1 protein-coding gene is annotated in these 920 nt (G+C 61.4%); it reads right to left on the bottom strand.

What is annotated here, in order from left to right; all coding sequences use genetic code 11:
• The coding region (gene istA / locus FSO04_RS45850; protein WP_154568018.1) for an IS21 family transposase at positions 1–920 on the bottom strand (920 nt) is incomplete at both ends.

Genomic DNA, 920 nt, shown 5'->3' with positions numbered 1-920 from the left:
CTGGAACGGCGCACCGTTGCGCAGGGCTCCTGGCTTGCGCTGGATCAGCGGGATGTAATGCTGCCACTCGTATCGCACCTGTCCTTCGTCGGCCAGTCGATCGTGTTCGGCCACCACGGCATCGTCGGCAACCACCACGACACGGCCAGGATAGAGCCGCGTGCTGAGCATCTGGCCTGCGAATTCGCATGGCACGGAGTAGCGATTGCGGCCAATCACCACCAGGCAGGTCGACGAGACTCGTGCTGCGCGCTCAACATAACCGTCAAACGGTGTTGGCATCGGCATCAGATGGGCGCGTTCCTGCTCGAACACGTCGGCGACACTCAGCTCACGATAGTCCGGATGCTTCACCTGATCCCACAACGACCGGCACCGGGTCGCCAGCCATGCATTCAGATCAGCGAAACTGCCGAAGCGTTGCCCACGCGCCTCAATCCAGATACGCAGGCGGCTGTCCTGCACGTTCTTCTCGACGACGCCTTTCTCCCAGCCACTGGCGACATTGCAGAAGTCCGAATCGAACAGGTAGTGCGAACACATCACTGCGAAACGCGGATTGACTGTGCGACCCTTGCCTTTGTGCACCTTGTCTACGGCCGTTTTCATATTGTCATAGATGCCCCGGCGGGCCACCCCGCCGAAGGCCGTGAACGAGCGCGTATGGGCGTCGAACAGCATCTCGTGACCCTGGCTTGGGTAGGCCACGAGCCAGAACGCCCGCGACGCGCACAGCTTCATGTGCGACACCTGGAGCTTGCGGTAAATGCCGCCGACAACCAGTCCTTCCTCGGACCAGTCAAACTGGAATGCCTCGCCCAGCTCGAATCGCAACGGCACAAACGCCGACTTCGAAACCGCCTTGCCTTCGCCTTGCCGCCAGGCCCGGATGAAATCGGTCACCCGCGAGTAACAGCCGT

The sequence above is a fragment of the Paraburkholderia madseniana genome (genome assembly GCF_009690905.1).
Classification (GTDB): domain Bacteria; phylum Pseudomonadota; class Gammaproteobacteria; order Burkholderiales; family Burkholderiaceae; genus Paraburkholderia; species Paraburkholderia madseniana.
Note: the sequence above shows the minus strand (reverse complement) of the source record. Positions and strands in the feature narration are given on the sequence as shown.